Genomic DNA, 20129 nt, shown 5'->3' with positions numbered 1-20129 from the left:
GAGCCAGAGCCCGTGGCCGTCTCGCAAGCCATTTTGCCCATCTTTTTGTTGGTCGTTCTGGGGTATGTGCTGGGCCGACGCAAGGCGCTCAGCGCCGACAGCACCAAAGCCCTGAGCAACCTGTCGTTCAAACTGTCTCTGCCAATGGTCCTGTTTACCGGCATGGTGCATGCCCCGCTGCATGACGGGCTGGACCTGCGCGTGCTGGCCGCCTATTTCGTTCCGGCGCTCATGGTGTTCCTGCTGGTCAACCTGATCATGCACAGGTACAGCGGGGGGCCGACACCCTTCGGCCTCACCGCCAGCTTTTCCAATAACGTCCTGATCGGCATCCCCATGGTTGCAGGACTGTTCGGCAATCCAGGGCTGGTGTTGCTGTTTACCGTAATCGCGGTTCACAGCCTGTTGCTGTTCAGCTTTCAGAGCCTGTACGACAGCCTGGCCGGTAACGCACCGTTCAACGTTCGCTCGTTGATCGCCAGCCTGGCGAACCCGCTGATTATCGGCCTGCTGTTGGGCGTGGCGGTGAACCTCTCTGGCCTGAACCTGCCGGACTGGGCCGATCACCTGACGACCTGGCTGGCGCAGGCCGCCCTGCCGTGCGCGTTGATTGTGCTGGGTTCCAACCTCTCCAGTTTCAAGCTGACACCCAGTGGGCAGGCATTGGGCATGACCTTCGGCAAACTGCTGCTGATGCCGTTTCTGGTGCTGCTGGCGTGCATCGTGCTGGGGATAGAGGGCATGCCACGTGCGGTGCTGGTGCTGATGGCCGCCGGCCCGTCCGGCGTCAATGTCCTTGGCTTTGCGCGCAGTACGCCGCACGTGCAGAAGACCAGCTCGGCCATCTGCCTGACCACCGTACTGTCGGCCGCGACCCTGCCATTGTGGATGTGGCTGGTCAGCCTGCTGGAAAACACCTGAGCGCTTGAATGTGCATCTGAACGGACGAGGGGCAGGCTCTCGGATGAGAACCTGCCCCTCTGACACACATCGGGTACAACCCTGAACTGACGCAGCCTTGCGTTTACTTCGGTAACGCGTAGGCAATCACGTAATCACCCCGATCAGGCGACTGACGCGCCCCGCCTGCGGTCAGCAGGATGTACTGACGGCCGGTTTTCGGCGACACGTAAGTCATCGGTCCGGACTGGCTGCCCACTGGCAGGCGAGCCTTCCAGATCTCGTTGCCATTGCCACTGTCGAAAGCGCGCAGGTAAAAGTCCTGAGTGCCTGCGAAGAACAACAGCCCTGACTGGGTAGACAACGAAGCGCCCAGCGTCGGCATGCCAATCGGAATCGGCAGGCCCATGCGGATGCCCATCGGGCCAGTGTCCTTCACGGTACCCACCGGCACCTGCCAGACCACTTTTCTGGTCTTCAGGTCGATCGCCGACAGGGTGCCGAATGGCGGCGCCTGGCATGGGATACCGACCGCCGACAGGAAACGCTGGCGCATGGCGCCGAACGGCGTGCCGGTCTGGGGCACGACACCCATTTCGATGCCGCTGGCACCGGCGCCGATCTTGTCACGCGGGATCATGTAATTGGCCAGGCCCAGACGCATGTCGTTGACGAACATGTAGCTGTTGGTCGGATCGACCGACACGCTGCCCCAGTTCATGCCACCCAGCGAACCGGGGAATTGCAACGCAGGGTCCAGACCCGGTGGCGTGTAGACGCCCTGATGACGCATGCCCTTGAACGCGATGCGGCACATCAACTGATCAAATGCCGTGGCGCCCCACATGTCGGACTCTTCGAGGGTCTGATTGCCAATGGACGGCATGTCGACCGAAAACGGTTGTGTGGCTGAATAACGCTCACCCGGCACATTACCCTGAGGCACAGGGCGCTCTTCGACGCGCGAGATCGGCACGCCGGTTTCACGGTTCAGCAGGAAGATCTCGCCCTGCTTGGTGACCTGCGCGAGTGCAGGCTGGGTGCCGCCCTTGCCGTCCGGGATGTCATACAGCAGCGGCTGTGCAGGAATGTCGAAGTCCCACAGGTCATGATGAGTCATCTGGAAGTTCCAGCGCACCTGACCCGTCTTCACATCGACGGCAACGACAGACGACGACCATTTGTCATCCATCTCGGTCCGCGTACCGCCAAAGAAGTCTGGCGTGGCGTTACCGGTGGGCAGGTAGATCAGGCCCAGCTTCTCGTCGTAGGACATGGCTGACCAGACGTTCGGCGTACCCCGCGTGTAGGTTTCGCCTGCCGGCGGCCGTTTGGTGGTGTTCGGATTACCCGGATCCCAGGCCCAAACCAGTTCGCCGCTGTGTACATCAAAGGCACGCACCACTCCCGGTGGCTCACCGGTGGAATAGTTGTCCGCAACACGGCCTCCGACCACCACAACGTTACCCGCCACCAGTGGCGTCGAGGTTTGCTGGTAGTAGCCTTCCTTGACTTCGCCCATGTCGGTCTTCAGGTCAACCACACCCTGATTGCCGAACTCCTGGCAGGCCTGGCCGGTCTCGGCATCCAGCGCGATCAGACGCGCATCGCCGGTCGGCAGGAAGATACGCCTGGCACACGCAGTCGGTGCTGGCTGCGCGGCGGCGTCGCTTGTCGGCGTGGCGAAGTAGCCGAGGCCACGGCAACGCTGCCAGTTCGGCGCCGTACCTTGCGGGTCGAACTTCCAGCGCTGGGTACCGGTGTCAGCGTCCAGCGCGAATACTTTGCCGTACGCGGTGCAGGTATAGACCGTGTCACCGATCTGTAGTGGCGTGTTCTGGTCTTCAGCGCCCGCGCCAGTGCTCTGCGGGATATCGCCGGTGTGGAAGGTCCAGGCGACCTGCAGTTTGTCAATGTTGCCCTTGTTGATCTGATCGAGCGCGGCAAACCGGTTGCCCGCCGGGGTATTGCCCCAGTGCGCCCAGTCCTTCTGCTCGGTGCCTGGCGCCACCGGTACGATAGTCGGTACATTGCTGGCACTGACTACATGGGTTGGCACGAACATGTAGCCGATGGTCGCCACCACGCCCACGCCCAGAAAGCCGGCCAGACCGTACGCGCCACGCCCGGACCGAGCGCCAGAAGCGCGGACCAGCGTCGGGTAGATCAACGCGACGACCAGTCCGATCACAGCGAAGGTCAGTACGCGTGACACCAATGGCCAGTAATGCAGGCCTGCATCCCACACCGCCCAAAGCGCGGTCAGGATCAATGCCGCGCCATACAGCAGCGCACCTTTGGGTTTACGTGCAGCGATCAGCACACCGCTGACCAACATCGCCAGCCCCATCAGCAGGAAGAAAAAGCTGCCGCCCAGCGTTACCAGGTAACCGCCACCGCCCGCCAGGCCGAGCCCGATCAGCGCGATCAGCACCCCGAGCCCAAGCAGAAGCACCCTGCTGCCCGCCCCTATCGATTGTCTGTTTGTCATGTCTGGAACCCGTCAGATTTTTTCAGCCGCGCAGAATGTACCAAACAGTTCATTCTGACAAATTGTCGCACCGTGTTTCTGCTCGGAGCAGCGACCTTGAGGAGCGTTCAACGCAACTTCACCAACGGTCCAGACAGCGAAGCGTCTGGCTCGGCAGTTTCAGGGCGATCAGCGAACAGAATTTCAAACAGGAGGTACGAACTTGCCGAGCAGGCAGCTGGGCAGACATTGCAAACGCGGGTAACTGGCGGTGCTCAAAGCACCATGTTTTCCCGACCGATCACTACGTTTGGCGGCAACGTGCACGGTTGCTCCAACAGCCAGGCGTCCAGCGTGTGCCCAATGTGGGTCAGCACAGCGCTCGACGGGCGCAGCTGTGCGATCGTTTCCAGCGCCAGCGGCAGGTCGTTATGGTTGCGTGGCGCCTGGGGTTGCGGCGGCATGGAGCAGTCCACAACCAATACGTCCAGCGAATCACCCTGCAAAAACTCGCGGGTTGCATCAGGCAGTCCTACCGTGTCGGTCAGGTAAGCGATGCGCCGCCCTGCGCTGCTCAGCAGATAGCCGAATGTAGGTCGTGAATGCTGGAGTGGCAACGCGGTGACCTGCAGCGAGCCCAGGCTGCGGGTTTCGAAGGCTGAAAAAGGCTGGCTGAAGTCCAGAATGCCGGGATGCTTGTAGAGGTCGGCAAGGCCCTCCGGGTCCGCAGGGCCATGTACCGGTATTATCAGGCCCTGGCCCCAGCGCAAGTGCAGCAGGCCCTGCGCGTGATCGGCGTGATAGTGCGTTTGCAGAATGCCGCTCAGGCTGTGTGGCGGGAAGCGCTCGGCAAGGTCAATCAGGCCACTGTCGATCAGCCAACGCTGGTCATCGCATTCGATCAAGGCGCTGCATGGCAGTCGCCTCAGTGCATGATCGGTCGACGCAGCCTGGCAAGCCGGGCACCGACAACCATAGACCGGAACCTGTCGCGCATCCCCGGTCCCCAGCAGGGTCAAGCGCACGCAGGGTGTTTCTTCAAATACAGCACCAGGGCTTCAACCGTCTGCTCCAGCGGCCCGGAGTTGTCCAGTGCGAAGACTCCGGGATGGGTAGCCAGCAGGTTGCCGGCAAACTGTTGATTGCGCTCCAGTCGTGCTTCGATCTCCGGCAGGCTTTCGCGATTTCGGGCCAGCAGCCGCTCACGCAATACGTCCTGATCGACAGTCAGCAGCACCGCCATCAGGTTTGGATAACGTCGTTGCGCCCTTTCCAGATGAGCTCGGGAGCCATTGATCAATACGTCATGGCCTTCAAGCAACCATTGGTCAATGACAATCGGAATGCCATAATGCAAACCGTTGGCCGCCCAGTTCAAGGCAAAGGCGCCGTTCTCGCGCATGTGCTCGAACTGCTCGACGTCCACCGCCTGCGCCGCTTCACCCACCGCTTCGGCGGAGCGCGTAATAACCCGCCGCACCACGCGACAATTACGCTGCGCCAGCGTTTCGCGGGCCGCGTCCATCAGGCTGTCCTTGCCTGAACCGGACGGCCCGATGAGATAGATCAACCTGCCTGCCATCAAAATACCCTCTTGCCTTGTCGCCAGACTTTATCGATAACCGGCAGGCTGCCATGAGTGCGCGCCTGAATCAGATCAGCGCGCAAGCCGACACGGATTTCACCACGATCAGCCAGCCCGGCCGCCAGGGCCGGGGTGCGGCTGATCATGTTCATCGCCTGTGGCAGTTCACATTCATTGTCCTGCTCGGCCAGCATGAACGCGGCCTGCAGCAGACTCGCCGGATAGTAGTCGCTGGAGAGAATATCCAGTAGGCCTTCTTTCGCCAGCGATGCTGCCGCCACGTTACCGGAGTGCGAGCCGCCGCGCACAATGTTTGGTGCGCCCATCAACACACTCATCCCCAATCGGCGACAACTCGACGCCGCTTCGAGGGTGGTCGGAAACTCGGCGATGTTCATGCCATAACCCGCTGACTCCTCGACATGTGCCAGGGTCGCGTCATCGTGACTGGCGATCGACAGCCCACGTGCCAGGCACAGTTCGACAATGGCGCGGCGGTAACGGTCGGCGTACTCCGTTGAGTTGGCCACCTGCTCGACAATGAACCGGTCCATTTCTGCGTGGCTCATATGGTACTTGCCCATGTAGTACTCGCGGTACTTGGACTCCAGCGCGAACTGCCGCTGGCCGGGCGCGTGGTCCATTACCGACACCAGTTGCACCAGCGGCTGCTCGATCAGATCACGAAATACGCTCAGGGTGTCAGGGTGGCTGACTTCACAGCGCAAGTGCAGTAAATGCTCGGCACGCGTCAGACCCGCCGCGTTGGCGACGGCAATGGCCTCAAGCATGGCGGGCAACTGCTGCATGCGTTTGCCCTTGGGGTTCACATCGCCAATCGACAGCGCATCGAACACGGTGGTGATACCGGCCGCGACGATCTGCGCATCATGGCTGATGACCGCAGACGTCGACGGCCAGTCAACGCCGGGCCGCGGCGACAAATGTTTTTCCAGATTATCGGTGTGCAGTTCGACCAGCCCCGGTAGCAGGTAATCGCCCTGCAAATCTTCAGCCTGACTCAACAGGCTGCGACCGGCATTGACCTCGACGATCATCCCGTCGCGCACCACCACCGTGCCCACAAATACCTGTTCGGCAGTGACCACGCGGGCGTTGGTGAATATCTGTTCAGTCAGCATTGCAGCAACTCCTTGGCGGTCAGGTCTGAGGGGGTCATGTCCAACTGGCGGCTGCCGACTGCTTCGCGAGCATCACGGTCATGGAAAATGCCGATCAGGGCGGCACCGGCCTGCTTGGCCTCGTCGATCAGTTCCAGCACGACCTGACGGTTGGCGTCATCCAGCGAAGCGGTCGGCTCGTCCAACAGCAACACCGGCCAGGGCACCATGAACGCCCGCGCGATATTGATGCGTTGCTGTTCGCCCCCGGAAAAGGTACTCGGCGCCAGTGGCCAGAGGCGTTGCGCGATGTTCAGCCGGGTCAGCAGCAACTGCGCGCGTGCCAGCGCCTGATCGCGAGGCCAGCCGCGTGCCAGCGCCGGCTCCATCACCACGTCCAGACTCGACACCCTTGGAATGACCCGCAGGAACTGGCTGACATAACCCAGCGTGCTGCGGCGCACTTCAAGCACCTGACGCGGTGTGGCACCAACCAGTTCGGTCCACTCGCCGTCGTGCTGCACACGGATGCTGCCCGCTGCCGGCAGGTAATTACCGTAGAGCGTGCGCAACAGCGTGCTTTTACCAGCCCCCGACGCGCCCGCCAGCACCAGGCATTCGCCGCTGCGAACCGAAAAATTCAGACCGCGCAGCACGTTGAGGACCACGCCGCTGTGCTGATGCAGCGTAAACGTTTTAGAGAGGTCACGGACCTCGATCAAGGGAGTCATCGGGCTCATCTCTGGTCGGTTCATGGCTGCAATACCGAGGACACCAGCAATTGGGAATATGGATGCTGCGGGTCATCGAGAATCTGATCGGTCAGGCCCGCCTCTACCACGTGCGAGCGGCGCATGACCATCAGGCGGTCAGCCAGCAGCCGCGCTACCGCAAGGTCATGGGTGACGATGACCACCGCCAGATCAAGTTCGCGCACCAGCCCGCGCAACAGGTCGAGCAATCGCGCCTGCACCGATACGTCGAGGCCACCGGTGGGCTCATCCATGAACACCAGCCGAGGACCAGACACCAGATTGCGGGCAATCTGAAGGCGTTGTTGCATGCCGCCGGAAAAGCTGCGCGGCAGGTCGTCTATGCGCAGCGGGTCGATCTCCACCTGACTCAGCCAGTCCAGCGCCGCGCCGCGCAGTTGCTGATAATTGCGTACACCCTGAGCCATCAGTCGCTCGCCGATATTGGCCCCTGCCGACACGCCCATGCGCAGCCCGTCGCGCGGGTTCTGTTCGACAAAGCCCCACTCGGTGCGCAACAGGGTACGCCGCCGGGCTTCGCTGGCGCTGTACAGGTCGAACCATTCACCGTCCTTGCCGCGATAATCGATACGGCCCCGATCGGGCGGGCAACGGCCGCTGAGCAGTGAAAGCAACGTAGACTTGCCTGAGCCGGACTCGCCGACAATGCCCAGGACCTCGCCGGGATACAGCTCGAAGCTGACGTCCTGGCAGCCTTTTTCCGGGCCATACAGCCGGGTCAGGCCCTGAACCTTGAGCAGTGGTTCGACTCGCTGCGCATGTGCATCGGGCACGGGGTTGACTGACAACGCGCTGATCATTGGCCGTTCTCCTGCTGGTTGACCCGTTGGGCGCAGTAATCGGTGTCGGAGCAAACGAAACGTTGGGTGCCGAGATCATCCAGGATCAGCTCATCGAGGTAGGAGTCATGGCTGCCACAGATTGCGCAGCAATGCTCCCAGCGTTGTACCTCGAATGGGTGATCTTCAAAATCCAGGCTCACCACGCGGGTGAAAGGCGGGACCGCGTAAAGGCGCTTTTCACGTCCCGCGCCGAACAGCATCAACGCAGGGCTCATGTGCAGTTTGGGGTTGTCGAATTTGGGGATCGGCGACGGGTCCATCACGTAGCGCTCGTCGACCATCACTGGGTAGGCATAACTGGTGGCGATATGGCCGAAGGTGGCAATGTCTTCGTAAAGCTTGACGTGCATGACGCCGTAATCATCCAGCGCATGCATGGTGCGGGTTTCGGTTTCCGACGGTTCGATGAAGCGCAGCGGCTCGGGAATCGGCACTTGATACACAAGAATCTGATCCGCATGCAGCGGCGTTTCCGGGATGCGGTGGCGGGTCTGGATCACAGTCGCCTCGGGCGTGCGTTCGGTGGTGGCGATGCCCGCCGTGCGCGCAAAGAAGCGTCGGATCGAGACCGCATTGGTGGTGTCATCAGCGCCCTGATCGATGACCTTGAGCACATCATCAGCGCCAAGAATCGCTGCGGTCAGCTGCATGCCGCCAGTGCCCCAGCCATAAGGCAGCGGCATTTCCCGCCCGCCGAACGGCACCTGATAACCGGGGATTGCCACAGCCTTGAGCAGGCCGCGGCGGATCATGCGTTTGGTCTGTTCATCCAGGTAAGCGAAGTTGTAGGCAGTGTCCCGCGCAAGCGGCTGTTCTGGGGCGTTCATTGCGTATTCTCCGGGGGCGCTGAAGGCTTGCGCAGCGTGCGGATCAGTCCCAGTTCGGACTGGAAATCCACGTAGTGCGGCAGCTTGAGGTGCGAGACAAAACCGGCGGCTTCAACGTTGTCGCAGTGCGCCAGCACGAACTCTTCCTGTTGTGCAGGCGACTGGATTTCCTCGTTGAATTCTTCAGCGCGCAACGACCGGTCAACCAACGCCATGCCCATGGCCTTGCGTTCTGCGTTGCCGAACGCCAGACCGTAGCCGCGAGTGAATTGCGGCGGCTCAGTGGCCGAGCCGACAAACTGATTGATCATCTCGCACTCGGTGATTTCGATGTCGCCGATCAAGATGGGGAAGCCCAGTTCTTCTGGCTCGATCCAGACCTCGACGTCGCCGATGCGAATCTCGCCAGCGAACGGATGGTTGCGGCCGTAACCGCGCTGGGTCGAATAGCCCAGCGCCAGCAGAAACCCCTCATCGCCGCGCGCCAGCGCCTGCAAGCGCTGAGCACGGCTGGCCGGGTACTCCAGGGGTTCACGAGTAATGTCGGCGACAGGTTCGCCGTCATCGACTTCGGGCTTGATCAGCCCTTCCTTGGCCAGCAGGCCGAGCACTCGCGGGCATGGCTCCAGTGTCGCGGCCGGGTTCACGGGCGGTCCTGAATGCTCGCCTTCAGCCAGCAAGGCAAAGTCCAGCAGGCGATGGGTGTAGTCGAACGTTGGCCCCAGCAACTGACCGCCCGGAACATCCTTGAATGTGGCAGACAGGCGGCGACTGAGGTGCATATCAGACGTCTCGATCGGCTGACTGGCGCAGAAACGCGTGAGGGTCGTGCGGTAGGCACGCAGCAGAAAGATCGCCTCTACCAAATCCCCGGCCGACTGCTTGATCGCCAGCGCGGCGAGTTGTTCGTCGTAGAGCGAACCCTCGGTCATGACCCGTGCGACGGCCAGCGGCAACTGCTGGCGGATCTGTTCAACGTCCAGTTCGGCAACCGCTGTGTCGCCACGGCGTTTGCGCGCCAGCAGGCGGTGTGCATTGTCGATGGCCTGTTCGCCACCCTTGACCGCGACGTACATCAGGCACACTCCTGCACGCGAGTGCTGCGCGGCAGGCCCAGTAGCTGGCTGCCGGCCAGGAAAAACACGTCCAGACCGCGCGGAAAATCGTTGCGCGCCTCACGCTCGGCCCAGAAACCGGCACCCAGCGGCAAGGCGACCCGGTGCTGATGTTCAATGCCGGGCCCGCTCCACGTGAACGCCGGGCCGCCCACCAGCCCAGACAGCTGAATCAACAATGTGCACGACTGATCCGGGTAACGGTCATTGCCCAGGTCGAAGCCGTCCAGGTCTTGCGCCACCGAGGCATCAAGCAGCGCAAAGCGGGCCTTGTGTCGGTCGCCGACTATCGGGCAACCGCAATGGAACGACAGGTTGGCGCGGATCGCCGCCGTATCGAACGCAGGAGCCAGCCAGACTGGCGTGTCCAGATCCAGCAACGCCAGGCACAGGGCATGGGTCGCACTGTCCAGCCCCGCCAACGCGGGCGGCTGGTGTGCGGTCTGCAGCACCTGGACGACGCCGGGCCCGGCCAGTGCTTTCAGGGCCGTCCGAAAACTGCGCTGGGCATCTAGGACAGGGTCAGCGAAGGCAGGTTGTAACAGGGCAGCATTCATCAGTCTTCTCCTCGAACCAGGGTAAAGAACTCAACTTTGGTGGCAGCGGTTTCAGCGTCCTTGCGCGCTTGGCGCAGCGCTTGAGCCTCGGCCAGCGGCTCGATCAGCTCGGCCAGCCACCAGGCTTGCTGCGTGCCTTGCAGATGGGCGTCGGCAAGAGCTGCCAGTTCGGCGTGTCGTTTGTCGCGCCCGGCCAGGTAGCTGTAACCGGTGCGCCCGTCGGCCAGACGCACCACGCACCGCGTCACGGTCATTTCACCCAGGTTGAACGCAGCACCGGTACCGCCCATGCGGCCGCGCACCAGGCTCATGCCGATTTCCGGGGCGCGGATCATCTGCGAGTCGATGTCGCGCAGGGCGGCTTCGTGACGACTCAACCGCTCGCGGCTCGGCTCATCGACATGAGCGCGGGCGAGCACGCCCATCCAGCGCTGTCGCGCCAGTGTTTCAGGATTTATTTGCATGGATAACCTCTGCATCAGATGGTCACTTGGTACTGGAATCGGTCGCTGCGGCTGGTGGACCAGGAAAGCTCCACCGGGTGCCCGGACCGGTCACACGAAACCGTCAGCACGGTCAGCGCGGGCATATGCCGGGGCATCAGCAACAGCCCCGCCTCTTCCCGGTTCGGCAGCCGTGCACCGATCAGGCTTTGTTTGCGCGTCAATGGCAGGTCACGCTCGGCGAGGTACTGGCGCAACGAACCGCCGTGGTAATCGGCCAACAGCGCGCGGTAATGGTCGCTGTAGCGATGGCGAATCAGGCTGACCGGCTGGCCGTCGAGCTTGCGCAAGGTCTGTAGCTCGACCACTGACATACGCTCGGTCAGGCCGAGATGCTCGATGTCCTCAGCGCCCGCCAGGCTTTCGCGACGCAGCAACAGGATGGCGTCGACGCCAATGCCCTGCGCCGACAGCGACTGGCTGTAAGCGCTGTCCGCCTGCATCGGATAGATCAGCGGACGCTCCAGCACCTGCGTGCCCTTACCCTGGCGGCGTAAAACACTGCCTTCGCGGACCAGTTCGTCCACGGCGCGGCGCAAGGTGTGACGGTTGACGCTGAAGCGCTCGGCAAGCTGAAACTCGGCGGGCAGGTAATCACCCGGTTGATAGGCCGCCAGCTCTGCGCGCAGTGTGTGCGCCAGCTCGCGGTACATCGGTTCGATTTGTCTAGACAACTGCATGGCTAAAAAAAGTGCCCTGCGGGACACCCCTCTCCGGTCAGATGAATTGCTTGCGCAAGCGCTGCGAGACAATGTCGATCACGCTGACGACGACGATGATTACCAGCAACACCGCGCTGGTCTGGACGAAGGCAAAAGCGCGGATGTTTTCCCAGAGGATCACGCCGATCCCCCCAGCACCGACCATCCCCACCACCGTTGCCGAGCGCACGTTGGACTCGAACCGATAGAGAGCGTAGGAGATCCACAGCGGCATCACCTGCGGAATCACGCCGTAGATCACTTCCTGCAAGGCGCTGGCACCGGTGGCACGTACGCCTTCGACGGGTCCCGGTTCAATGGCCTCGACAGCCTCGGCGAAGAGTTTGGCCAGCACCCCGGTGGTACTGATCCACAACGCCAGCACCCCGGCGAATGGCCCAAGACCGACCGCGACCACAAACAGCATGGCGAACACCATTTCGTTGATGGAGCGAAAGGCGTCCATGCAGCGACGCAGCGGCAAGTGAATCCACCAGGGCGTGATGTTTTCGGCGCAGAGGATGCCCAGCGGCACCGAACAGACGATCGCCAGCACCGTGCCCCACAGGGCGATCTGGATCGTGACCAGCATTTCCTTGAGGTAGCTGCGCCATTCGCGGAAGTCCGGCGGGAAGAAGTCGGACGCGAAGGTCGCCATGTTGGCCGAGTCGCGGAACAGCGTCATCGGGTTCATTTCGGCGCCCTGCCAGGCCCAGGCCAGTGCCGCCAGAAACAGCCCCCAGCCCAGGTATTGAGGCCAGGTGCGCTTGCCGATGGGGTCGACGTATGCAACGTGAGTGTTCATGACAGTGTCCTGATAGCGGCTGGGCGGGCGCGACCGAACTGATCGCGCCCGGGACGATCGGGCTCAGGTATCAGCCGGCGGTACTGCTAGCCGTCTTCTGGTTCAGCTCGGTGATGCGGTCCTGCAGCTTGCTGAGGCTGGCGTCGATGGTTTTCAGACGCGCCGCTTTCTCCTGAGCATCCAGGGTCGTGCTGGCCACCACTTCGGTGCGCTGCTTGAACAGTTCAAGCTGGCGAATCGGCAACAGTTGGTCGTCGCTGGAGGTCAGGAACTTGCCCAGTTGCATGTTCTTGAGCACGGTCTTTTCTTCATCGGTATTGCCATAAGAAGCGAAGAATTCACGGATTTTGGCTTTGTTCTCCTCCGACAGCGCTTTGCTCCAGACCATGGGATCGGCCGGGATCAATGGCGACTTCCAGATCACCTTGAGCAGCTCGACCTTGTCCGGCTGAGTCACGGCCAGACGGTCCCAGCTTTCGGTATTGAAGGTCGCCACGTCCAGTTGTCCTTTGGCCACGCTCAGTGCATTGACCTCATGACTGGAGTTCAGCGTGCGTTTGAACGCAGTGGACGCATCGACGTTGTTCTTGGCGAAAACGTAATAGCCCGGCACCAGATAGCCGGATGTCGAATTCGGGTCGCCGTTGCCGAAAGTCAGGCTCTTGGCATTCTTGAGCATGTCTTCGACTGAATTGATCGGGCTGTCCTTGCGCACGATCAGCAGGCTCCAGTAACCGGCAGCGCCGTTGGCAGCCGAGGTCTGGGCGAAGATTTCGCCGTTGGAGCGATCCACCGCTTCCATGGCCGCCTTGTTGCCCAGCCATGCCACATCGACCTTGTTGAAGCGCATGCCCTGGATGAGGCCTGCGTAGTCGGACGCAAACGTGGCGTTGACCTTGAGGCCGGTTTTCTTGCTCATGTCGTCGAGAAACGGCTGCCAGATGCTTTTGAGGTTCTGCGACGACTCGGTGGACATGATGCCGAAATTGATGACTTTCTCTTCTGCGTGGACAGAGCCCAGCGCACAGGCGGTCAGCAAAGCGGCAGACGCGAGGACGCGACCGATACGGTTGAACATGCAAGCACTCCTGAGGTGAGGTTCATGCGATGGCTGTGTGTGTTTTTTTGGGTATCAATAGCAGCGGGCTGACAAAACAGGCGTCATGCCTTGGCCAGCACCAGTCGCGAGACCTTCGCAACAGGCAGCGCCTTGTCGACGCTGACCAGCCCCATGTCCTGATCCGCGCCATACAGGTCATTGAGGAACGAAGGCGTGAGGTGTTTCGCCGCCCCGTCAAAGTGAATCCGTCCGTCCTTGAGGGCCACGGCACGCGGGCAATAGCGCATCGCGTAGTCGACCTGATGCAGGGTCACGACCACGGTCTTGCCATCACGGCGATGAATGTCAGCGAGGATTTCCATCACCCGGCGCGCGGACTCCGGGTCCAGCGAAGCAATGGGCTCGTCCGCAAGAATCACTTCGGCGCGCTGGGTCAGTGCCCTGGCAATCGCCACCCGTTGCTGCTGACCACCGGAGAGCGTCGACGCGCGCTGAGCGGCAAGATCGGCCAGTCCAACACGATCCAGCGAGGCCATTGCGCGCTGCTTTTCTTCACGATTGAACAACGCCAGATTGCCGCGCCAGCGCGGCATGCGCCCCAGGCAACCCAACAGCACGTTGTCCAGAACACTCAGCCGATTGACCAGATTGAACTGCTGAAATATATAGCCAATGTCAGCACGCAATCGGCGAACCTGACCATTGAGACGGCCCGATGCCTGAACCTCACGACCCAGCACTCGCACTTGACCGCCATTGCTGCGGTCGCAACAGGCCAAGCCGGCCAGATGCCGCAGCAGGGTTGACTTGCCAGAGCCTGACGCGCCGATCAGTGCGACCATTTCGCCGGGTTGTATAGACAACGCGAGGTCAACCAAAGCGCTTTTGCGCGAAAAGGTCTTGTTCAACCCCTCAACATGAATCGCTGCGTTCATGGACGTTCTCGGTCTTTACACAACCCGGTGCAGGTCGTATTCGGTTGTCAGCCAGACTGGACCGGTGTTGTTGCAGACGCATGAAGCGGTCATGACGAAGCCATAACAGTTTTTCGCAGAGACTGTTGCAATGGCGCAACGCAGCTGAAAACCGCAAGGGGCAAACAACAGGATCTTAGAAACGCAACGGCCCCTGCCAGCGTTGACTGGCAGGGGCCGTGGTGCTGCCTCGTTACATCAGATACGGAAGCTGCCCACCAGTTGTTGCAAACGTGCAGCCTGTTCTTCCAGTGAATTGCAGGCTTCCAGGGTCTGGCGCAGATTATCGACACCCAACTGGTTGAGGGTGTTGATGTGGGTGATGTCGACGTTGATCGATTCCACCACCGACGTCTGCTCTTCGGTAGCTGCTGCCACAGACTGGTTCATGCCGTTGATCTCGTCGATACGACGCGTCACGCTGCCCAGACGCTCGCCTGCACGGTTGGCAATGCCCACGCTGTCCTCACTCTGGCGCTGGCTTTCGGTCATGTTGATCACCGCCTCGCGAGCACCGACCTGCAGCTCTTCGATCATGGTCTGCACTTGCTGCGCCGAATCCTGAGTCCGGTGCGCCAGGTTACGTACTTCATCGGCTACTACTGCAAATCCGCGCCCTGCTTCACCTGCACGCGCAGCCTCAATCGCAGCGTTGAGCGCCAGCAGGTTGGTCTGCTGAGAAATGCTGGTGATCACTTCAAGGATCTGTCCGATGTTGGCAGTCTTGCCATTCAGGCTCTCGATGTTCACGCACGACTCACTGATCTTGCCCGACAGCTCGTTCATCGCCTTGATGGTCTGCTGCACCACGCTCTGACCGTCACCGGCCAGCTCGCTGGCGTCACTGGACTGTTGCGAGGTGCGCGCCGCGTTCTGGGCGATTTCCTGCGCCGCAGCGCCCAATTCGTTGATCGCCGCCGCCACGCTTTCGGTGCGGTTGGCCTGCTGATCCGAGTTGCTCATTGACGCGTTCGACACCTTGACCACACGGGTCGCCACTTCACCCAGTTGTGCAGCGGTCGATGCTACTTCGCGAATCGAGGTGTGAATCCGCTCGACAAAATGGTTGAAGGACTCGGCCAAGGCGCCGAATTCGTCCTGAGAGGTAATCGCCAGACGCTTGGTCAGATCACCTTCACCGTCTGCGATGTCGCGCATGGCTCGGCCCATCTGGTGCAGCGGCTGCATCAGCACTCGGATCAACAAGCCCAACAGCAGAATGATCACCACGACCACAACGACCATCGCCGTGATGGCCGAAGCGCGGAACTCGCTGAGCATCGAATACGCGGCGTCCTGCTCAAGCACCAGTGCCACGTACCAGTTGGCGGTCGATACGCCCTGCACGGGAGTGAACGAGATGATTTCCGGCTTGTTGCCGGAATCGATTTCAGTCACCCCGGTGGCGATTTTCGGCGTATTGGTCGGATAGGCTTCGCTAATGTTCTTCAACACCAGCTTGCTGTCCGGGTGCACCAGAATCTTGCCTTCGGCGCTCACCAGAAACGCGTAGCCATGACCACCGAAATTCAGCGAGTTGATGATTTTGGTGACGCTGTCCAGCGAGATATCCGCACCGGCGACACCGGCAAACTGGTTCTGGATCTTGACCGGCGTCGCCAGCGTCATCACCAGCTTGCCGGAAGATGCGGCGATGTAGGGTTCGGTCACGATGGTGCCCGGCGCATTCTGCGCAGCCTTGTACCAGCCACGCGCTCGAGGGTCATAGTCAGCCGCGCGGTTACCTGCAGGGACCGAGAACATCACGCCTTCGGTGCTACCGAAATAGCTGAGCTGGAAGTTATCGGCGTAAGTCGCCAGACCGATGGCGCGCTGCAACTGCGGCAGCTCCTTGCCATCCAGCGCAACCTGCTGGGACATGGACTGCAGCAACTGAATGCGGCTTTCGAGCCAGGTCTGAATATTTTGCGTGGTCAGGCTACCGAGTTGTTGCAACTCGGACAACACACTGGATTTCAATGACTGACGTTGTCGATAGTCGTTTATGACAATAAACACACTGAAAGCGACCACTACGATCAGGGCAGCGGCCAAAAGAATTTTTTTGCTGAAACCCAGGTTTTTCATCATCAATCATACTTCCACGGTAAAAACGCACAGGGACGATCCCAGGACCGACAGACACACTTCAAAAGGTTGTACCGTTTTGTACGGAACAGAACATAAAACGCACACAACACCCACTTCCGTGCCGCTGCAGCCCTCTAGGGCGAGCCTTACAGACCAGATATCATAAAGCTATCATCCAGTAGGAGTACACGAAGTTCGTAAAGGAATGATCAACGGTATTTATCAATCGCTTGTGGGAACCGTACAAGTAAATCAACGAATACCCTTTGTCCTTTTTAATCCCGGTATTGTTTAACGATGGGATCCATAATATCCACCAATCCGATACGGTTATTCAGGCCCTTTTTAAACCGGCACCGTTACTTTCGAATGTCCTCAAAACGCTATATCGGCCAGAAACCGACAGCCTTTTATTATTTTTTTTCGTCCCGATGAGAGGCATCTCCCACAATTGATCATCGGGCGTGCAGAGTGGAAAAAACTGGCTATGGTCAATTCATCCCGCCGTGTAGAGGATGGTCCCCATCATGATGAGCATTGAAAAGCTGTTTGACGATTTGCACAGTCTTCCGAGCATCCCCAAAGTCGCTCAGGATCTCATGCTGCAGTTCGATAACCCCTCCTCCAACGTTGAAGGCATTGCCCGAAATATCGAAAAGGACCCGGTAATCGCCGCCAAGGTGCTGCGTCTGGCCAACTCGGCGCGGTTTCGCGGCTCTCGTGATTCATCGAGTATCGAAGATGCTGCCATGCGTCTGGGTTTCAACACCCTGCGCACACTGGTGATGGCCTCAGCGGTAACTGGCGCCTTCAAGGCTGGCCCGAGCTTCGACCTCAAGGGCTTCTGGCTGAAGAGTTTTCAGGTCGCGGGCATTTGCAGAATGCTGGCCAAGCAGACCGGCACCGATCCGGAAATCGCGTTTACCTGCGGGGTGATGCACAACATCGGTGAATTGCTGATCCAGACCGGCGCGCCCGAAGTGGCCGAACGCTTGAACAGTGCGGCGAAAGCCGGGACCCCTGGGCGCGTGGCCAGCGAAACACTGCAACTCGGCTTCGGCTACCCGGAAGTCGGCGCCGAACTGGCGCGCCGCTGGCACCTGCCAAATGTGATTCAGCAGGCGATTGCCTACCAGGCCAACCCTATGCAAGCTCCGGACGCTCCACCCTTGCCACGCATTGTTGCGCAGGCCATCGTGATTTCCGATGCACTGGAAGCCCACGGTGGCGCAACCCCTGAAGCCCAGAAGGCTTCCGATGGCCCGCTGATGGAAGGGATCGACCTGAACACGCTGTTCGCCGGACTGCCAGCGGTGCTGGAAGCAGACAAGGCGTTTTCAGAACTGCTGGGTTGAGTCCTGGCCTGCCGACGGGCTCTCCATGCAGGAGTCTGTCGGGGCGTTCCTGTTGCTTTAGCAAGGGCTGCTAGATCCGCCAGGCATTTCGCGGTTGCGCGGAAGTTTTCGTCAGCAAGCTGACTTCCATAGAGCCTCTGGGGTCAGCGTGCTGACGAAGACGCCGATGAGTCTCCTCGATATATCAGCCGCTGATTGACCTTGGCAAAGAGCTTTCCAGACCTGTACGTGGGTGCGCAGAAAACGCGCACCCTACCTACCCGTCTGCATTCCACCGGCAGCTCATCCAGGCGGCCCCACGATACTTTCAGCACACTGCGCAAGCTTTCGTCGAACTGCGCAAAACGCTGCGCAATGCTGACAGACGCTTTTAGAAAAGCCCCCATTCCAACGCTTTAAAAAACCACAACCCCCTGATTCAAATGGTTAAAAACAACATGGCACCGTTCTTGTTATGCCCTCCCTTTCAACGAGCGCGATTGCTCGTCAAGACGAAAGGGAATCGGGATGTTCGCAGCCATCAATCATGTTCATTTCATTCTGAGCCATAGCCTTGTCAACGACTCATCACTGACAGATCGCTACCTCACGCCACGCAGACACCATCGCCGCGCCGAGTCCACCCAATGAGAATCGGAAGCCTGAGCGCCGGGCCATGCTGCGAAATCGACAAGTTCATCGTTCAGGTCGTCGGCAAGGATCATGACGACAGCCAGAAACTCATCCTGACCAGCCCGGATGGCTCAACTGTTTACCGTTCCGAACCCGAGACGCTGGAGCACGAACGGTTCAGTTGTCTGCTGGAAGTCTGGGACCACGTGGCCGGTGCGCAGCTGCATCTGGACATTGCGACGGTCGACGGCGCGACGCTTAGGCTGCCCCTATTGAGCGACACGCGCGTGACGCCTCGCCAGATCGGCGCGCAGTTCAATCAGCTGGTGCCGGTGCTGCCGTTCGTGTCACTGCCCGGTTCAAAGACCGTCTACGACCTCGGCACGCCCGTGCTGGCCCGCGCCGGTTACGTGTATGTGTTTTATCGCCAGACACTCTGGCGCGAGCTTGAAGTGAGAGTCACCGAGACCGGTACCACCTACCACGACATTGACGTGGCCGCGCATCGCAGTGAGGACGGCTTTTCAAACGACGAGCGCCCTGCGCGCGGAGTCGCACTTGATGACATCTGGCTGCCTGCACGATGGGACAACAACCGCCTGCAGGACCTGCAGTTGTGCTTTTCCGAGATACAGCTCAGCGCGCCGCGCCTTGAGCGCCTGGAAAAGGATGCTACCTTGCGAGCCCAACGCTGCCAGAATCCTGACCTGATCTGCTCGAACGAACGCCTCAACGACCTCTACAAAGGCAAGCCGGAAGGCGACGCCATGCTCAAGGCGTTTTCCCGCTTTGATGGCAAGGACCCGGTGGCGCAGATACTGCTGGCACCGGTCAGCGCGGTAAAACTGAGCCTGGTTCTGCACGCCTTCCCCGTCGCACTGGCCGCCCCTCAGCGCACCAGACAACCCGGTTACGAGCGCTTGCTGGATCATCCGGCGCTTTATCTGTGCGACCTGTCGGGCCAGTATCCAGTCACTGCACTGGAACAGGCGAAGGCCTTCCTTGCCCAGGCAGATGAAGGAACGGCTCCGCCGAACACCCTGGCACTTGAACTGACGGCCGTGTCCGACGCGCTGCTCGCCACCTTGCCGTCAGACACCGAACAGGAACCGCAGCCCCCCAACGATACGACCGCGTTGTGGAACGCCCAGCCCAGTGTCGTCGATGTGTTGAGCAAGGCCCGGCATCGGCAGGTGTACGGCGTCCTGCTGGACGATGCCTGCTATCGCATCCGTCACCTGCGTCAACGTCTCGAAACCCACCAGCAACTGCTGGGCCTGTGCGCCCGTCTTGCGATTCAACACCCGCACCACGCCAGCGCGCTGCTCGTCCAGCAACTGGTGATACCTCGCGCCATTCGCGGCAGCGAGAACCCACTGCACAAGGCTGCTGAAAAGCTCAAGCTGGAAGGCCGGCAAACCATCAACCGCTGCACCGCCGCCGTGGAACGCATCACGGTCTGGCAGCACATGCTCAGCGCACAGAACGCCTTGGTTGAAACGCTGGAACAGAACCGAACGGTCCAGACTCTGGCTGATCATCTGAGCCTGGAAGGCTTTGAGTACGTGGCCGCGATGTTCGACCTGAGCCGGACGCTGGCCGCCATCGTCCTCAAGCCATCCGGCGTCGACCCGCTCGCGGCCAGCGGCGACATCGTAGACGCCGTCACCGAAGTGAGCCAGTGGGAATCGACAGTCAGCCAGGGTCAGAAATTTCTGGCGCGTATTGCCGATGATACACAGTCAGCGCTGCACGCCATGCTATGGCCCCCGACCGAGCCGGCAGCGGTAGAAGCGCCTTACAAACAGCCGGACACGCAAGACAGGAATCTCGGCGAC

At 60.7% G+C, this 20129-nt stretch carries 17 protein-coding genes and 1 pseudogene; 3 read left to right on the top strand and 15 right to left on the bottom strand.

Annotated features, from left to right (window positions below):
* The first annotated feature begins 12 nt into the window (after window positions 1–12).
* A complete protein-coding gene (locus tag KDX37_RS21860) occupies window positions 13–921 on the top strand; it encodes an AEC family transporter (protein WP_231655109.1) in 909 nt (302 codons plus the stop codon).
* Between the two features lie 103 nt (window positions 922–1024).
* Here KDX37_RS21860 and KDX37_RS21855 read toward each other — a convergent pair whose 3' ends face one another.
* From KDX37_RS21855 to KDX37_RS21785, 15 genes are all read right to left on the bottom strand, one after another.
* Window positions 1025–3391, bottom strand: a complete 2367-nt coding sequence (locus KDX37_RS21855; RefSeq protein ID WP_231655108.1) for a glucose/quinate/shikimate family membrane-bound PQQ-dependent dehydrogenase — start codon at window positions 3389–3391, stop codon at window positions 1025–1027.
* Window positions 3392–3645: 254 nt separating this feature from the next.
* Entirely contained in the window at window positions 3646–4395 is a 750-nt protein-coding gene (phnP, locus tag KDX37_RS21850) for a phosphonate metabolism protein PhnP (protein WP_231655107.1), read from the bottom strand.
* On the bottom strand, window positions 4386–4952 hold the full coding sequence (gene phnN, locus KDX37_RS21845) for a phosphonate metabolism protein/1,5-bisphosphokinase (PRPP-forming) PhnN (RefSeq protein WP_231655106.1): 567 nt from the start codon (window positions 4950–4952) through the stop codon (window positions 4386–4388). Before phnN ends, phnP begins: the two co-directional genes overlap by 10 nt.
* Window positions 4952–6097, bottom strand: a complete 1146-nt coding sequence (locus KDX37_RS21840; RefSeq protein WP_231655105.1) for an alpha-D-ribose 1-methylphosphonate 5-triphosphate diphosphatase — start codon at window positions 6095–6097, stop codon at window positions 4952–4954. Before KDX37_RS21840 ends, phnN begins: the two co-directional genes overlap by 1 nt.
* Window positions 6091–6807, bottom strand: coding sequence for a phosphonate C-P lyase system protein PhnL (gene phnL, locus KDX37_RS21835; protein ID WP_231655150.1), 717 nt, complete (start codon window positions 6805–6807; stop codon window positions 6091–6093). Before phnL ends, KDX37_RS21840 begins: the two co-directional genes overlap by 7 nt.
* A gap of 20 nt (window positions 6808–6827) precedes the next feature.
* Window positions 6828–7649 (bottom strand): phosphonate C-P lyase system protein PhnK, encoded by an 822-nt coding sequence (phnK, locus tag KDX37_RS21830; protein ID WP_264759343.1) that lies wholly within the window; start codon window positions 7647–7649, stop codon window positions 6828–6830.
* Window positions 7646–8518: an alpha-D-ribose 1-methylphosphonate 5-phosphate C-P-lyase PhnJ gene (locus KDX37_RS21825; RefSeq protein WP_231655104.1), complete on the bottom strand. Its 873-nt coding sequence runs from the start codon at window positions 8516–8518 to the stop codon at window positions 7646–7648. The genes phnK and KDX37_RS21825 overlap by 4 nt, the downstream gene beginning before the upstream one ends.
* Window positions 8515–9594 (bottom strand): carbon-phosphorus lyase complex subunit PhnI, encoded by a 1080-nt coding sequence (locus tag KDX37_RS21820; RefSeq protein ID WP_231655103.1) that lies wholly within the window; start codon window positions 9592–9594, stop codon window positions 8515–8517. The genes KDX37_RS21825 and KDX37_RS21820 overlap by 4 nt, the downstream gene beginning before the upstream one ends.
* Window positions 9594–10190 carry a phosphonate C-P lyase system protein PhnH gene (gene phnH, locus KDX37_RS21815; protein ID WP_231655102.1) on the bottom strand — a complete coding sequence of 199 codons (597 nt, stop codon included), beginning with the start codon at window positions 10188–10190 and terminating at the stop codon, window positions 9594–9596. The genes KDX37_RS21820 and phnH overlap by 1 nt, the downstream gene beginning before the upstream one ends.
* Window positions 10190–10654, bottom strand: coding sequence for a phosphonate C-P lyase system protein PhnG (phnG, locus tag KDX37_RS21810; RefSeq protein ID WP_231655101.1), 465 nt, complete (start codon window positions 10652–10654; stop codon window positions 10190–10192). The genes phnH and phnG overlap by 1 nt, the downstream gene beginning before the upstream one ends.
* A gap of 14 nt (window positions 10655–10668) precedes the next feature.
* The gene (gene phnF, locus KDX37_RS21805; RefSeq protein WP_231655100.1) at window positions 10669–11373 is read right to left on the bottom strand and encodes a phosphonate metabolism transcriptional regulator PhnF; all 705 of its coding nucleotides are present in this window, start codon (window positions 11371–11373) and stop codon (window positions 10669–10671) included.
* Between the two features lie 37 nt (window positions 11374–11410).
* Window positions 11411–12199 (bottom strand): phosphonate ABC transporter, permease protein PhnE, encoded by a 789-nt coding sequence (phnE, locus tag KDX37_RS21800; protein ID WP_231655099.1) that lies wholly within the window; start codon window positions 12197–12199, stop codon window positions 11411–11413.
* A 70-nt stretch (window positions 12200–12269) separates the two neighbouring features.
* Window positions 12270–13277 (bottom strand): phosphonate ABC transporter substrate-binding protein, encoded by a 1008-nt coding sequence (gene phnD / locus KDX37_RS21795; RefSeq protein ID WP_231655098.1) that lies wholly within the window; start codon window positions 13275–13277, stop codon window positions 12270–12272.
* Between the two features lie 83 nt (window positions 13278–13360).
* Complete coding sequence (gene phnC / locus KDX37_RS21790; RefSeq protein WP_231655097.1) at window positions 13361–14194, bottom strand: phosphonate ABC transporter ATP-binding protein; 834 nt, start codon at window positions 14192–14194, stop codon at window positions 13361–13363.
* Between the two features lie 237 nt (window positions 14195–14431).
* Complete coding sequence (locus tag KDX37_RS21785) at window positions 14432–16321, bottom strand: methyl-accepting chemotaxis protein (protein WP_319941712.1); 1890 nt, start codon at window positions 16319–16321, stop codon at window positions 14432–14434.
* A 530-nt stretch (window positions 16322–16851) separates the two neighbouring features.
* On the opposite strand from KDX37_RS21785, the gene KDX37_RS21780 reads away from it, so the two are divergent.
* Together KDX37_RS21780 and KDX37_RS21775 are read left to right on the top strand one after the other, a co-directional pair.
* A complete protein-coding gene (locus tag KDX37_RS21780; protein ID WP_231655095.1) occupies window positions 16852–17679 on the top strand; it encodes an HDOD domain-containing protein in 828 nt (275 codons plus the stop codon).
* 626 nt (window positions 17680–18305) lie between these two features.
* Window positions 18306–20129: pseudogene (locus tag KDX37_RS21775) on the top strand (hypothetical protein); the annotation flags it as partial.

Origin of the sequence: Pseudomonas californiensis, from assembly GCF_021147775.1 — a bacterium.
Taxonomy (GTDB): domain Bacteria; phylum Pseudomonadota; class Gammaproteobacteria; order Pseudomonadales; family Pseudomonadaceae; genus Aquipseudomonas; species Aquipseudomonas californiensis.
Note: the sequence above shows the minus strand (reverse complement) of the source record. Positions and strands in the feature narration are given on the sequence as shown.